This window comes from Micrococcus sp. GbtcB5 (assembly GCF_019091605.1).
GTDB classification, from domain to species: domain Bacteria; phylum Actinomycetota; class Actinomycetes; order Actinomycetales; family Micrococcaceae; genus Micrococcus; species Micrococcus luteus.
Genome location: NZ_JAGXJK010000337.1, coordinates 1 through 246 on the forward strand (window position 1 = coordinate 1; position 246 = coordinate 246).

The following is a 246-nucleotide window of genomic DNA, read 5'->3' on the forward strand; positions in this document are numbered from 1 at the left end:
GGCGGGCCGGTAGATGATCGTGCCCACGACGTACCTGGCCCCCCGACCGCGCGACTGCTCCAGGGGCGCATCCTGACGTTCGATGACATTGCGGCCCCTACAGGCGTCTGCGTCGAAGCCGACGGGGCACCCGCTGCTGCAGCCACGACGCCTGCGGGGGCCCTGATGGCCAGCTCACACGGGGATGACCGCCGCGGCTGCCACGCCGGGGGGTCGGCCTCGCTCAATCCCCTGTCCGGCTCCGGC

1 pseudogene is annotated in these 246 nt (G+C 73.2%); it reads right to left on the minus strand.

The features are described 5' to 3' along the window. Positions 1-246, minus strand: a pseudogene (locus KVS67_RS14230) (hypothetical protein); the annotation flags it as partial.